General features: G+C 41.7%; 9 protein-coding genes, 1 tRNA gene and 1 rRNA gene. 10 read left to right on the forward strand and 1 reads right to left on the reverse strand.

Features of this window, described 5'->3' with window-relative positions:
• From G3KMM_RS01920 to mnmA, 6 genes are all read left to right on the forward strand, one after another.
• On the forward strand, window positions 1-1,945 hold a 1,945-nt coding region (locus G3KMM_RS01920), incomplete at its 5' end, for a BspA family leucine-rich repeat surface protein (protein WP_129604847.1).
• 67 nt (window positions 1,946-2,012) lie between these two features.
• Window positions 2,013-2,089 (forward strand) — tRNA-Lys (locus G3KMM_RS01925).
• Between the two features lie 183 nt (window positions 2,090-2,272).
• Window positions 2,273-4,111, forward strand: a complete 1,839-nt coding sequence (gene typA, locus G3KMM_RS01930) for a translational GTPase TypA (protein ID WP_129604851.1) — start codon at window positions 2,273-2,275, stop codon at window positions 4,109-4,111.
• Window positions 4,112-4,122: 11 nt separating this feature from the next.
• Window positions 4,123-4,881, forward strand: a complete 759-nt coding sequence (locus G3KMM_RS01935; RefSeq protein ID WP_129604853.1) for a TatD family hydrolase — start codon at window positions 4,123-4,125, stop codon at window positions 4,879-4,881.
• Window positions 4,882-4,892: 11 nt separating this feature from the next.
• Entirely contained in the window at window positions 4,893-6,071 is a 1,179-nt protein-coding gene (locus tag G3KMM_RS01940) for a cysteine desulfurase family protein (protein WP_129604856.1), read from the forward strand.
• Window positions 6,072-6,081: 10 nt separating this feature from the next.
• Window positions 6,082-7,185 (forward strand): tRNA 2-thiouridine(34) synthase MnmA, encoded by a 1,104-nt coding sequence (gene mnmA / locus G3KMM_RS01945; RefSeq protein ID WP_129604859.1) that lies wholly within the window; start codon window positions 6,082-6,084, stop codon window positions 7,183-7,185.
• A 1-nt stretch (window position 7,186) separates the two neighbouring features.
• On the opposite strand, the gene G3KMM_RS01950 is transcribed toward mnmA, so the two are convergent.
• Window positions 7,187-7,489: a hypothetical protein gene (locus G3KMM_RS01950; RefSeq protein ID WP_129604862.1), complete on the reverse strand. Its 303-nt coding sequence runs from the start codon at window positions 7,487-7,489 to the stop codon at window positions 7,187-7,189.
• Window positions 7,490-7,602: 113 nt separating this feature from the next.
• On the opposite strand from G3KMM_RS01950, the gene G3KMM_RS01955 reads away from it, so the two are divergent.
• The 4 genes from G3KMM_RS01955 to G3KMM_RS01965 form a co-directional block, all read left to right on the forward strand.
• Window positions 7,603-9,480: an alanine--tRNA ligase gene (locus tag G3KMM_RS01955; protein WP_129604865.1), complete on the forward strand. Its 1,878-nt coding sequence runs from the start codon at window positions 7,603-7,605 to the stop codon at window positions 9,478-9,480.
• A gap of 65 nt (window positions 9,481-9,545) precedes the next feature.
• Window positions 9,546-12,017, forward strand: coding sequence for a M1 family metallopeptidase (locus G3KMM_RS01960; RefSeq protein ID WP_164998477.1), 2,472 nt, complete (start codon window positions 9,546-9,548; stop codon window positions 12,015-12,017).
• Between the two features lie 200 nt (window positions 12,018-12,217).
• Window positions 12,218-12,343, forward strand: a complete 126-nt coding sequence (locus G3KMM_RS02955) for a hypothetical protein (protein WP_306760374.1) — start codon at window positions 12,218-12,220, stop codon at window positions 12,341-12,343.
• A gap of 102 nt (window positions 12,344-12,445) precedes the next feature.
• A 23S ribosomal RNA gene (locus G3KMM_RS01965) occupies window positions 12,446-15,634 on the forward strand; the annotation flags it as partial.

Genomic DNA, 15,634 nt, shown 5'->3' on the forward strand with positions numbered 1-15,634 from the left:
TATTTACATCTCTTCCGAAAAGTCTACTTTTGCTGCGCCGTGTACTCCATCTCAAGCTCCAACTCTTACTCAAACCATATCAACAACCTCAATTAATTTTAGTTTTAATAGTAATGATTTACGAACTTCTGCTACAAAAATCCTATCAACAGATGTTAAGCCAAGAACCAATAATGTGACTGGCCTTACTACGACAATTTCAAGCATCGATGAAGATACTAGTCTAAACAGCACCGACCCTGCGAATACGGATAGAATTGCTTCTATAGATGGTGTATATCTACTAGCGAAAACTTGGGGGTATCGATATAGGCAAAACCCTGGAGTCACAAAATATGCGATGAGCCCCATACCAAAAGCTAGTACTCCAGATACGATTTTAAGCACTACTAATAATTCTCCAGTAGATTTGCGTATAGATTTTGGGGTAAAGGTAGCCCCTGGTTTAACATCTGGAACATACACAAAACAGTTAATTATTACTTCGTTTACAAACCATGTTCCTACCACCGCAACTTTTTTACCTGGCCAGCAATTCATGGTTAAATTAAGGTCTGTTAATCCCAATTACGATACTGATGTTTTTAGACGATCGCAAACTGCGCCTCCAAATATTGCTACCGCAGTTATAGTGTCCACTAATGATTCGGCATACCCAATCTATGCCTGGTATGATGCAGCGCAAAAAACTATTCTATGGTGGAGCGAAGCAGATATTTCTTATGCAAATGAAGATGCATCGCAAATGTTTATGGGTATAAATTTTCAAAACTCGCACAATGTGCAATTATTGGATTTGCGCGGCATAAATACCAGCCGCACTAAAAACATGCGTTTTATGTTTGCTGAACAATATCACCACGTTAAACATATCGATCTTAGCGAATTTGATACTAGTCGGGCAGAAAATATGATGCATATGTTTGCAGATTACACCCATAATTATAGCGCTATTCATATCGTTCCTGACCCGAGAGATTTTTCTAAGTTTAATACGAAAAATGTCAAAGATATGAGCTATATGTTTTTCTATTCAAATCTTCCGTCTATAGACATAAGACACTTCGATACGAGTAACGTAACGAACATGGATAGTATGTTTTTAGCTTTGAAAAATGTAACTTCATTAGACCTGTCTAATCTTAATACACAACGAGTTGTTAATATGTCTAATATGTTTTCGTTAAGCAAGTCATTAGTTAGTTTGAATATCTCAAATTGGAAAAATGACTCCTGTACTAATATGTCATTTATGTTTTCTAATCTAGGATCATTAACTGATTTAAATATAGATGGATTTACAACACAAAATGTAACTAACATGACATCAATGTTTAATGGTGTTAAGAGATTAGAAAATCTTGACCTTTCAGGGTTTAATACTGGAAGAGTTACTCGTATGGATTTAATGTTCCAAGATATGGAATCCTTAAAGACTATTAATCTATCTAGATTTAATACATCCAGTGTCACTACAATGAGTCATATGTTTTTTATGACTAATGCCAATCCTCCTATTACCAATTTGGACCTTTCAAGCTTTAATACTAGCTCCGTTACGGATATGGAGCGCATGTTCGTTGGTCTTGCTAATCTACAGAATCTTAATGTCAGTTCTTTTGATACACGCAATGTTACAAACATGGAGGCTATGTTCTACTACACATTTGTTACACATCCAAATGGAGTACTTGATATTTCAAATTTTAATACTAATCGAGTTAATCGCATGAACGGCATGTTTAACTATATGAAGGTTAGGACAATTTATGCTTCTCCAAATTTTGTCACCAGCTCACTTACTCAGCAACCCTCTAATATCTTCATGGATAATGATAATATTACTGGCGGCAATAGTACCACCTATGCCTGGCCAAACTATACCTCAAACTTCGCTCATATCGACGCCCCTGGCAACCCTGGTTACTTTACTCAAAAACCGTAATCAACCCTAGCTCTGTAAAAAAATATTGCCAAAAAACTGCTTTGGCGTTATAATAAGAAAGACTTCTGGGTCGGTAGCTCAGTTGGTTAGAGCACGGGCCTTTTAAGCCCGGTGTCGAGGGTTCGAGCCCCTCCCGACTCACCAGAATTTCGAATTAAAACAGCCCATGAGGGCTGTTTTTTGTGATACAAAAGTATCTAGCTAAACATCATTCCGCTTATCCTACCGAAAAACCATAAAATATGGTATTATAAACCAAGTTTAATATTAATATTCTTATCACAAAAACTAGTCTAAATCTTTTTGTGGTAATCAAAGGGCAAAATCATGGAGAATAAGGAACAAATTCGCAATGTAGCAATTATTGCTCACGTTGACCACGGCAAGACCACTCTGGTCGACGCTTTATTAAAACAATCTAATACTTTTCGCGATAATCAAGCGGAAATGAGTCAGACTCTTATTATGGACTCAGGCGATCAGGAGCATGAGCGCGGTATCACTATTACTGCCAAGCAGACCGCCGTCTATTATAATGGCTATAAAATCAATATCATTGATACCCCTGGTCACGCTGACTTTTCTGGTGAGGTTGAACGTACCCTCAACATGGCTGACGGCGTGCTTCTTGTTGTTGATGCCCAAGAAGGTCCTATGCCTCAAACCAAATTTGTTTTAAAGAAAGCCCTTGATTTAAAACTCAAACCTGTTGTTATTATTAACAAAATTGATAAACCCGCTGCCCGTATTGAAGAAGTCAAAGATGAAATTTCTGACCTCTTCCTCGAGCTTGCCACTGATGAGTCTCAGCTTAATTACCCGATTTATTTCGCAGTCGCTCGCGACGGTAAGGCTGGCAAAACCACCGACCTGGACAACGATCTACATGTTATTTTTGACTCTATTATCAACGACATTCCATCACCAAAAATTGATGAAGCTGAAGAAAAAGGCCTGCAGCTCCTGGTTGCCTCTCTTGCTGCCGATAATTACCTAGGTAAGTACGCTATTGGTAAAATTTTCCGTGGTAAGGTCAAACATGGTCAGACTGTTAAAATCATGAAAACTACTTTTGAAAATGGTGAACCACAGATTACTGCTGCTAATGCTAAAATTGATCGTCTTTTCGCTTATCGCGGTCTCGGTAAAGAGGAAGTCCAAGAAGCTTCTGCTGGTGACATCGTTGCTGTTACTGGTATCGCTGATGCCAATATTGGTGATACTCTCGCTTCTGGTGATCGGCCTGAAGCTCTCCCTACTATTGAATTAGAGCCGCCAACTCTTAGTATCTACATTGGCCCAAATACCAGTCCATTAAAAGGTAAAGAAGGTGAATTTACAACTTCAAGGCAGATTTCCGATCGTCTTCATAAAGAGCTCGAAACCAATATTGCTCTAAAGATTGCCCAAGATGGTCTTGGTTATAAAGTTTCTGGTCGTGGCGAACTTCATCTCTCAGTCCTCATTGAAACCATGCGCCGCGAAGGGTATGAATTAGAAGCTGGCCGTCCTGAAGTTGTTTATAAAGAAATTGATGGCAAAAAGTGTGAACCATTTGAGGATCTCACCATTGAGGTTGCTCCAGAATATGTTGGTGCCGTATCCCAAGAACTTGGTATTCGTAAAGCTGATCTAAAAACTCAGGAACTTACTTCCACTGGCGCTACCCGCTTTACTTATGAAATCTCTACTGCTGCTCTTATCGGTTTGCGCAACCAATTAATGACCGCTACCAAGGGAACAGTCTTGATGTCTTCCATTCCAAAAGGCTATCGCGAAATTGAGGGCAAATATAAACCAGAACGTAATGGTGTGCTCATTTCTTTTGAAACTGGTACTTCTACAGCCTACGCTCTTGATATGGCGCAGGCTCGTGGTATCCTCTTCATTCCTCCTCAAGTTCCAGTTTATCAGGGAATGATTGTTGGTCTCTCGAACAAGAAGGATGATATCGATCTCAACGTCTGCCGTGAAAAGCAATTAACCAATATGCGCACTCACGCCTCTGATGGTGCGATCCAACTTACTCCATACACCAACCTCAGCCTTGAACAGTGTCTTGACTTCCTTCTTGATGACGAGCTTCTTGAAGTTACTCCAAAGAGCCTCCGTCTTCGCAAACGTCAACTCGATCCAATCAAACGTAAGCGTGAAGCTAAAAATTAATTAAGGATAGTATGGCTGAGCGCACGTATCTTATCGATTCACATTGTCATCTGCATGATCAAGAATTTTTTGCGCCAGCCGCCCAATTGTCTGGTTTAAAAAACGCTAAATTAAATCGAGTAGACAAAATCGTTTGTATCGGTACTGATCACCAGGATTCTTTGAATGCCCAGCGTTTTGTCCATGAGCACCCAGAATCTAATCTATTTTGGTCATACGGTATTCATCCGTCAGAGTGGCAAGCCAGTCGCTCCACAGTTGATTTTAAAAATCAAGCTAATCCTCCAATTGCCATCGGCGAAGTGGGTTTAGATTATCATTATGGAACCTCGGACAAAAAACAGCAAATCGCGCTTCTAGAAGAGATGCTCCAACTTGCAATTGATCAGAATCTTCCTCTCATCTTTCACGTCCGTGAGGCCTTTGATAATTTTTTTGCTATTCTGGGCAACTTTTCAACCGCTAATCTTCGCGGTGTAGTCCATTCTTTTACAGATAACAAGAAGAACTTAAAGCGCTCGCTTGAACACGGTTTCTATATTGGCGTCAACGGTCTTGCTACCTATTCGACCTTACCTCTACCTCCTCTCGATCGCATCCTACTTGAAACCGATGCTCCGTTTTTATCTCCTGTGCCATACCGTGGCGAGACTAATGAGCCTAGCCGCATTAAGGAAATTGCTACCTGGTTGGCAACAAAACTCCAGTTAGATCTACCAGTCGTTATCGATCAAACCACTAAAAATACCGAGGATCTCTTTGGTATATAATAAGAGGGAATATGAATTCTAATAATATCTACTTAGATTATGCTGCTGCCACCCCTGTCGACAAAAGGGTACTTACTGCCATGTTGCCATATTTTTCTGAAAAATTTTACAACCCCTCTGCCGCCTACCTGCCAGCCAAACATCTTCGTGGCGAATATGAAACCCAAAAAGGTCTACTCGCTAATGCTATTGGTGCTAAAGCGCCCGACCTAATTATTACTGGTGGCGCAACTGAGTCAATCAACCTCGCCTTTACGGTTTTAAAGCAGAACACTGGACACTGTCTAATCTCCAGTATTGAACATGCCGCAGTGCGTGAGTCGGCTAGATCTTATTCGGCCGGCAATTTTGATGAAGTAAAAGTCTCAACTACTGGGTTAGTTGATTTAGTTGATCTCAGGCAAAAAATTAAAGAAGATACCATCCTAATTTCAATCGCACTTGTAAATAATGAACTAGGAACTATTCAGCCCCTCTCTGAAATTAGTCGCCTCTTGCAGGAGGTGCGCGAGTCTCGACTAAAAGAGGGCAATCTCACGCCACTCTATCTTCACTCCGACGCTTCTCAGGCGATGAGTCTCCTTGATTTATCGGTTGCCAGATTGGGCGTGGATCTTCTCACCATTAATGCTGCCAAAGTCTATGGTCCCAAGGGGATTGGTGCTCTTTATGTTGCGCGTGGTGTAAAATTATCACCAGTAACTTTTGGTGGTGGGCAAGAGATGGGTTTACGTTCTGGTACGGAAAACGTTCCGGCCTTAATTGGCTTTGCTACTGCTGCAAAGCTTGCTAAAGAACATTTGGCTAGTTCTCGTCGCCAATATCAAGATTTTACAAGGCAGTTTAAGCAGATTATTGAGCAAGAATCTCGAGTCGCTCCGCTTTGGCTTGGCGATCCAAAACATCAATTGGTTAATTTTGTTCCAGTTTGTTTTAAAGGCTTAGACGCTGAACGTCTGATTTTTAAGCTTGAAGATCTAGGAGTTTATCTCTCTACCGGGGCTGCCTGTGCTGCTTCCAAAGGGCAAAAGTCTCATGTTCTCTCAGCTATCGGCCTATCAGATCAAGAGATTGCCGGTTCCTTACGAGTGACGTTTGGGCAGGGTAACCAGCTCGAAGATGTTAAAAAAGCCGCACATCTGATCGCTGAAGTAGTAAATCAAGAGGCAAAGCGTCTTAAGTTGGTGTAGTAGGAGTATTATGCAGGATAAGATTTTAAGTTATAACCCAGAAAACTCCAATAAAACAGTTTTTGTTGGTATGTCTGGCGGCGTCGACTCCTCGGTTTCCGCCATGCTTCTAAAGAATGCCGGCTATCAAGTGGTCGGCGTTTACATGAAGAACTGGTCAAGGGACCTTCCAGGTATGAAATGTCCTTGGGCTGAGGATCTAGCTGACGCCAAACGGGTTGCTACTAAACTAGATATTGATTTCCGGATTTTTGACTTTGAAGAAGAATATCATCAAAAAGTTGTCGATTATATGTTGTCGGAATTTCAAAAGGGGAATACTCCAAATCCAGACATTATGTGTAATCAAGAAATCAAATTTAAATTATTCTATGAGGTTGCCAAAGAACAGGGTGCCGACTTAATTGCCACCGGTCACTACGCTAGTTCAGACTCAAAAAACTTATTAAAAGCGGTTGATCAGAACAAGGATCAAACATATTTTCTTTACCGCATTTCAGAAGAAGCAGTCGCTTCAACTATTTTTCCACTTGGGCGTCTTAATAAGCCAGAGGTGAAGCAGTTGGCTGCAGAGAATTGCCTTGATAATGCCTATAAAAAAGAATCCATGGGTGTTTGTTTTGTCGGCGAGGTGGGGATGCATGATTTTTTGAAAGAATATTTCCCAGTAACTCCAGGTGAGATTATTGATCGTGAGTCAGACCAAGTGATTGGAGTCCACGACGGTGCTGTTTTTTATACCATTGGTCAGCGACATGGATTAAATCTCAGTGGCGGTCTGCCTTACTACATTGTTGATAAGGATATGTCTCGAAATATTATTTATGTTTCACGTAATCTCAATAATCCAAATCTTTGGACTAATAAGCTAATACTCAAGGACATCTTCTTGCGTCCAGAATATGATAAAAATGGCGAGATTGTCCCTCTCCCTCTTAGTCTTGACATCCGTATTCGACACCGCGCTGCTCTGCAGTCCGCAAAGCTGACCCTTGACCAAGAAAAAAGTCAGGCGGTCCTCGAATTTACACACGAATTCAAGCGTCCCGCCTCTGGTCAATCGGCTGTTTTTTATCATGAAGATGTTTGTCTCGGTGGTGGTATTATTGCCTAACCTATTTCTTGAAACAGGCGCCGCCTTTTTTCTCTTCGAAGTCACGCGTGAATTCGTCGATATACCTTAAAAGACCTATCTTCTTAATTCTTTCATCTACGTCCTTCATTTCAAAATCCGTCCCATCCTTATGGGTTGCGGAAATTGCCTTTTCGCTCGTTGGGTCAAATTTTACAGTAATAGTATCATTCGCCGTCTTACATACCAGGCTGATTGCGCCGTCTCCGGTCAAAGCTTTTTTAATCGAAAGGAATGCAATCAGTCCAATTATTCCGATAATAAACAAGGCAATTAATTTTCTCATCTTTTTTCCTAATTATGCTTATCCTTACCTTAGCACAACCACCACGCAATGTCCATAAATAATAAAGTTATATGGCTGATAAACAGAAATTCAAGCGTGATATAATATAGAGTATGAATGCTAGTGAAATCCGTCAAAAATTTCTTGAATATCAGCAAAAGCTTGGACATCAAGTCATCGCGCCTGCGAAATTGGTTCTTGAAAATGATCCAACCACTCTTTTTACCGGTTCGGGCATGCAGCCTCTTCTGCCTTTTCTTCTTGGAGAACCACACCCAGAAGGTAAGCGTCTAGCTGACTCTCAGCCATGTCTTCGCCTGCAGGATATTGAGGATGTTGGTGACCCAAGACATACTACAGTCTTTGAGATGTTAGGCAACTGGTCTCTCGGTGATTATTTTAAAAGTCAACAGATCCCTGCTTTCTTTAAATTCCTAACTGAAGAAGTGGGCCTAGATCCTCATAAGATCTATGTGACTTGCTTTATTGGTAGTGAAAAATATGGCATTCCAAAAGACACTGAGTCTGCTGAAATCTGGCAGCAGGTCTTTAAAGAGGCTGGCGTAGATGCTAAAATCGCTGAAATCGGAAGTGCCGAAAATGGTGCCGCCAGAGGTATTAAAGAAGGTGAACATATTTTCTTCTATGATGATCATGAAAACTGGTGGAGCCGTGGTGGTGGCGTAGAGACCACCCCTATTGGCGACCCTTGTGGTCCTGATTCCGAAGTCTTCTATGACTTTGGTGAAGATAAACAGGATGTTGCGATCTTCGGCCAGTCACATCCTGCCTCTGACGGCGCTCGCTTTATGGAAATCGGCAATCAAGTTTTTATGCAATACAAGCGCAATGAAGATGGAAGCTTTTCTGAGTTAAAGCATAAAAATATTGACTTTGGAGGCGGTTTAGAGCGTATTGCTGCTGCCGCAATTGATTCTTTTGATGTTTTTGAGACATCACTCTTAAAACCACTGATCACTAAGGTTGAAGAGATTAGCCATAAACAATATATCGACTATACTGCTGATATGCGTATTATTGCCGATCACTTGCGCGGTGCCTATCTGCTTTCCGCCCAAGGTCTCACGCCAAGCAATCGTAAACAAGGTTATGCCCTCCGCCGTCTCATCCGCCGGGCTATTCTAAAGGCTCTTAATCTCGGTATTGAACAAGATTTTCTTCCTCAGATCATTCCACTTATCGAAAGTAATTATCGTGACCTCTCCGACGAGATTCTAAATACCCGCGAGGACGCCCTAACAGTTTTAATTCGTGAAGAGCAGGCTTTTAGAAAGACCTTAAGTCGCGGACTTAAGGAGCTCAATAAGTTGAAAACCTCTGGTCTTACTGGTAAGGAGTTATTTATGCTTCAGGATACTTATGGTTTTCCACTTGAGCTTTCCGTCGAAGAGGCTAAACGCCAGCAAATCGAGCTGAGTTCAGATTGGCAGGCTGAATTTGATCAATGTCTTGCCGCTCAGCGTGAACGTTCCAAAACTGCTTCTGAGGGTATGTTTAAAGGTGGACTGGAAGACCATAGTGAAATGTCAACTAAATATCATACCGCAACCCACCTCCTACTTGCCGCCTTGCAAAAATTGATAGACCCAAAGATTGGTCAGGCTGGCTCAAACATTACATCCGAGCGTCTTCGTTTTGACTTTAATTTAGATCGTAAATTAACGCCAGAAGAGGTTAAGGCTCTCGAAGATCAGGTCAATCAATGGATTCTCGAGGATCACCCAGTTGCTTTTGCAGAATTTGAAAAAATTTACGCAAGAGACGTCTTACACGCTCATGGTCAATTCTGGGAGAAATATCCAGATACTGTCAAGGTTTATACTGTTGGTGATTTTGAACATCCAGTTTCTCGTGAATTATGTGGTGGACCTCACGTCGAACATACTGGCATGCTTGGCAAATTCAAAATCAAAAAAGAGGAATCTTCTTCTGCCGGCATTCGCCGTATCAAAGCCGTCTTGGAAAATTAAATAATTCACCTAATTTTAGTCGTTCTTCGTCCCCATGTCGTATAATAAACAAAAAGTGGAGACATATGGAACGACTAATTAATTATTTTATCCCTCAAAATTATCAACTTGAACTTCGTGTCAATAAGAATACGGAGGAGATTCAAGGACATACAATTATTTCTGGTAAAACAAAAGATTCAATTTTGAAACTTCATGCCAGAGACTTAAAAATTTCTAAAATACTTATTAATAATAAGCCAGTAGAGTTTACCTTAGATCCTGATAATCAATTATTAAGTATTAGCCCGGTAGAAAAAGACCAGTCAACGATCATTGATATCCGTTATACTTTTAAGCTCAGTCACAGCATGATCGGTATGTATTTGTCGACCTATAAATACGAAGGCAGGGAAGAGCGTATCGTTTCTACTCAGTTTGAGTCACATTATGCTAGAATGATGTTTCCTTGCATCGATGAGCCTGAAGCTAAGGCAACCTTTGACTTAAAGGTTATTGATACAGATATCGAGGATACAATTCTCAGTAATATGCCAATTCTTTCAGAACGAGTTTTAACCTACACGTCCGTAAATGCCGATTTGAATCCTAAAGAAGATCCAAACGCCCTCAATCTAAATGCTGAAGTTTCTCGTAAGATTGTTACCTTCAAAACTACCCCCAAAATGTCTACCTATTTATTGGCAATTTGTATCGGTAAATTTAATAAAGTTTCCGGCACTAATCAACACGGCATAGAAGTGGCAACCTACGGCGCGCTGAATCAACCAACTGAGTCTCTAGAATTCTCAAATCAAATTGCCATGGAATCGTTAGATTTCTATGATCAACTCTTTGAAATACCTTATCCATTACCAAAACTTGACCAGGTAGCTATTCCTGACTTTGATGCCGGCGCCATGGAAAACTGGGGTCTAGTCACCTATCGTGAATCTTGTCTTCTCGCAGATCAAAACACACCACAAACCACCAAGGAATATATCGCAACTGTCGTTACTCATGAACTTTCGCATCAATGGTTTGGCAATCTTGTCACAATGCGTTGGTGGGATAATCTCTGGCTGAATGAAAGCTTTGCGAACATGATGCAATTTTATGCCGTCGACCACCTTCGTCCAGAGTGGCAAATTTGGCAAGATTATTTTACGGAAGACTGTCTATACGCACTTCGTCGAGATTCTCTTGAGAATGTGCAGTCGGTCCAGCAAACCGTCTCGGATCCTGCTGAAATCGACAGTCTCTTTGATGGAGCCATTGTTTATGCTAAGGGCTCCCATCTGATGTTCATGCTTATGCGTCTAATGGGCGAAGAGCAATTCTTCAAAGGCTTGAAAAAGTATTTCCAAAAATTTCAGTACCAAAATACTTCTGGCGACGATTTATGGGCCTGCTTACAAGAATTTGCTACCTTTGACGTTAAGAATATGATGGACTCTTGGATTTTGCAACCTGGGTTTCCATTAATTGATGGAGAAAAACAACAGCGTTTTCTTGCTGATGGTTCTACCGATCAAACCAAATGGGTTCTCCCAAAAATCACCGATGATATGTCCGGTCATTATCTAATAAAGCTATCGGATGATGATTTTGAGCAAAAAATACAAAACTTTCAAAATCTCAACTTTGAACAAAAGCTCAGGTTATTAATCGATCGTAGTATGCTTATGCGCACACCATATATTAATACTAGTAGTATTTTTGATTTGTTACCTAAATTCGAAAAAGAAAAACAGGAATCGATCTGGCAGCTAATTGTTACTATCATAGCTAATCTTAAAATCTTCTTCCCCCCAACTTCCGAGTATTTTCCTCTATTTAAGAAATATCTTTTAAGACTAGTTGCTTATAATATTGAGCGTCTCGGCCTCAGCTCAAAGGCAGACAGCGCAGATGATTTAAAGCTCCGACCACTTGTTCTTAATTTTGCCATCTATGCGGAGGATCAGGCTATCTTATCAAATCTATCCGATGTTTATGATCAGAAAATAGGGAAAAACATGGACTTCCGAGCAGTCTCCCCTGAGCTTCTTGACACAATTATCGATGCTAAATACCGCTATTCAAAAGAAGAACTCTTTGAGTCTCTACTTGAACGATATCAACAAGAGTCTAATCCAGTTTATAAATCAATTATCTTAGAAACTTTGACTGACAGCCGCAAAGAAGAACATATTAATAGGCTTGTCGATTTACTCGAAGATCAAGAGACGGTAAGACTACAAGATCATCTCACCTTCCTGTCTTTGCTTCTTTCTAATCATTGGTCAAAACAACTGGCTCTCGAATGGTTTTACGCCCATTGGGATTATATAAAGGAGATTACAAAGAATAAGTCGATCGATGATTATATTCGAGTTGTCGGAGCGCGTGTTTCAAACCAATCTGAGGCAGAGCAGTTCAGTCAGTTCTGTGACCAGGAAAGAAACAATAAGGCCGTCGCTCGAGCTATTAAAATAGCAGAGTATGGTATTAAAATCACACTTAAGTGGCGTGAACGTGAAGCAGAAAATATCTATCAGAAAATTCAGCAATTATAAAAAATCTACATCAGCAGAAAAAGTAATATATATAGTTAATAAAATAGCACATTAAGAGTTCGTAATTAACAGGGGTCAGAAAAATAAATTATCAAAAAAATGAAAAAACTTAAAAAATCTTTCAAAAAACCCTTGCAAACTTTCAAAAGCTGTACTACAATACTAAACAAGTTCAGCAAGTCAACAAGTTGACCACTGCCATGAAGAGAAAACTGCGAGGTAATCTCCTTGGAAAAATCCAAGCGAAGATTTCTATGGATTATCGAAAAGACAATCCATTCATTGCAGAGTTTCAATTAACAATTTGGACAACGATGAAAAAATAAATAGACTTGCATCGTATTTATCCAGAAAAATTCCTTCTCGGATTTTGAAAGATAAATACAGAATTAGTAATTGAACTTCGATTACTAGTTAAGTCAATGCATAAAAAGGTAAATAAGGGCACTAATAGTGGATGCCTTGACAATCAATACCGATGAAGGACGTAGAACTCTGCGATAAGTCTTGGGGAGCTGAGAGCAAGCTTTGATCCAGGAATTTCCGAATGGGGCAACCTAATACGAGTCATGTCGTATTGCAATTATCTGAACACATAGGGTAATTAGACGGGAACCAACCGAACTGAATCATCTTAGTAGGTTGAGGAAAAGAGAATAAACAATGATTCCGAAAGTAGTGGCGAGCGAAATTGGAACAGCCCAAACCTTAACATAACCATACGGTTTAACGGCCAGAGTTATGAAAGGGGTTGTGAAATTAGATAATTTTTATGTATAGCGGTCGACCAACTGTTGTCTACTCACTGTTGAGGAGTATATGCCTGGCCAAGCGGCCTTGAGCGCCTCCGAAATGGTGAGTAGACAACAATCCGACGGTTATACATAAAAACCAACATCGTTAAATGAGTGGATAATGATAAAATCCTTTAGATCATAGCAGAAGTGTTTGAATGGCACACCATAGAAGGTGAGAGTCCTGTACGCGAAATGGTCTTAGGCATTATATATCTTTTTTCAAGTAGGACGGGGCACGAGAAACCCTGTTTGAATCCGGCAGGACCACCTGCCAAGGCTAAATATATTGATTGATCGATAGCGAACTAGTACAGTGATGGAAAGGTGAAAAGAACCCCGGGAGGGGAGTGAAATAGAACCTGAAACTTAGTGCCTACAAGGTGTCGGAGCAGCTTCGGCTGTGACGGCGTGCTTTTTGTAGAACGATCCAGCGAGTTAATGTTGTCGGCAAGGCTAAGTCAAATGATGGAGCCACAGTGAAAGCGAGCCTTAACAGGGCGATTAGTCGGCAGTATTAGACCCGAAACCGGGTGACCTAACCATGAGCAGGTTGAAGCTGCGGTAACACGCAGTGGAGGACCGAACCAGGGTACGCAGTAAAGTACTTGGATGACTTGTGGTTAGCGGTGAAATGCCAATCGAACTCGGAGATAGCTGGTTCTCCTCGAAATAGCTTTAGGGCTAGCGTTGTGTTAGTAATCATCAGGGGTAGAGCTCTGAAAAGGTTTGGGGCCGGCAACGGTACCCACCCTTATCAAACTACGAATACTGGTGGTGTAACCACAGCAGTCAGAACGGCGGGGCTAAGCTCGTCGCTCAAAAGGGAAACAGCCCAGATCATCGTCTAAGGTCCCCAATTAACACTAAGTGGGAAACAAAGTGAAATTTCTTAAACAGCTAGGATGTTGGCTTAGAAGCAGCCATTCATTTAAAGAGTGCGTAACAGCTCACTAGTCAAGAGATTTTGCGTGGAAAATGTAACGGGGCTAAAGTGTTAAACCGAAGACATGGACTTCTGCTTTTGCAGGAGTGGTAGAGGAGCGTTGATATCGCAGTGAAGTCAGACTGGAAAGTCTGGTGGAGCGTTATCAAGTGAGAATGCTGGAATCAGTAACCTTAAGGCAGGTGAGAATCCTGCCGGTCGTAAGAGCAAGGTTTCCAGGGCTACAGTAATTGTCCCTGGGTTAGTCGGTCCTAAGCCGAGGCGCATCAGCGTAGGCGATGGACAACAGGTTAATATTCCTGTACAGGTAGTAGTTGTGAACAGTTCACGGTGAATGACCGGAGCGGATTAATGGTTTATCCGTCCAAGTCTTTAGGGAACTAAAGATGAGTGAAAGGTAATCTTCGGATTATTAATTCCGGGTGAAGCGCTGGCTAGAAAAGCTGGTTCACTTATGCTGCTGCCTACCGTACCGCAAACCAACACCGGTGCTCGGGTCGAGTAGACCAAGACCTACGTGAGAACCTTCGCTAAGGAACTCGGCAAAAAAGCGTCCGTAACTTCGGAATAAGGACTGCCCTCTCATTAAGATGAGGATTTGCTAGAAACTCAGCAGAAGATTCAGATAAAAATATCTGGTTATTTAAAATTACATTTTTTGAGACCATAAGCATGGGCGAGCGCCCTTGAGCGTGTCGAAAAAAATGTAATCAAATGATTTACCTTTAACTGAATTTTTTCGTTGAGACAGAACACAAATCAGGATTTGTTTTAACAAATTCGTGTCTTTTCTAGTAGTCTAATCGTCATTTTGATGAGAGGGCCGCAGCTAAAGAGCCCACGGAACTGTTTACCAAAAACATAGGTCTCTGCTAACGCGAAAGCGGATGTATAGGGGCTGACTCCTGCCCGGTGTCGGAAGGTTAAGGGGAGAGCTTTACGGTTCGAACTGAAGCCCCGATGAACGGCGGCGATAACTATGATCGTCCTAAGGTAGCGAAATTCCTTGTCTGGTAAGTTCAGACCCGCACGAATGGAGTAATCATGTGGGCACTGTCTCGGCGAAGGCCACGGTGAACGTGCATTGGCGGTAAAGATGCCGTCTGATCATGCCAGGACGAGAAGACCCCATGGAGCTTTACTACAACTTTGCATTGATTATTGGGACATTTTGTGTAGAATAGGTGGAAGACTTTGAAGCAGATACGCTAGTATTTGTGGAGTCGAAATGTGAAATACCACCCTGAATGTTTTAGTAATCTCACTTTTGACCTTATCGGCCAAGAGGACCGTGCATGGCGGGTAGTTTAACTGGGGCGGTTGCCTCCTAAAGAGTAGCGGAGGCGTTCAAAGGTTGGCTAACTACGGATGGAAATCGTAGTGATAGTGTATGCGCAAAAGCCAGCTTGACTGTGAGGGCCACAACCCAATCAGACACGAAAGTGGGAGCAAATGACCCGCTGTACAGAACTTCGGTTCAATTTACGTGGGAAAGACAGCGCACACGGATAAAAGTTACCCTGGGGATAACAGGCTGATCGCGCCCAATAGTTCACATAGACGGCGCGGTTTGGCACCTCGATGTCGGCTCATCACATCCTGGAGGGGGAGCACCTTCCAAGGGTCCGGCTGTTCGCCGGTTAAAGTGGTACGCGAGCTGGGTTCAGAACGTCGTGAGACAGTTCGGTTTATATCCGGCATGATCGTTAGGAATTTTGAGGAGATCTGCCCTTAGTACGAGAGGACCGGGGTGGACGGATCTCTAGTGTATCGGTTGTGACCACCTGTTGCATTGCCGAGTAGCTATATCCGGAAGAGATAAGCGCTGAAAGCATATTAAGCGCGAAGCCCACTCCAAGATTAGAATTCCCTATGAG

The sequence above is a fragment of the Candidatus Nanosyncoccus nanoralicus genome, from assembly GCF_004138405.1.
Lineage (GTDB): Bacteria > Patescibacteriota > Saccharimonadia > Saccharimonadales > Saccharimonadaceae > Nanosyncoccus > Nanosyncoccus nanoralicus.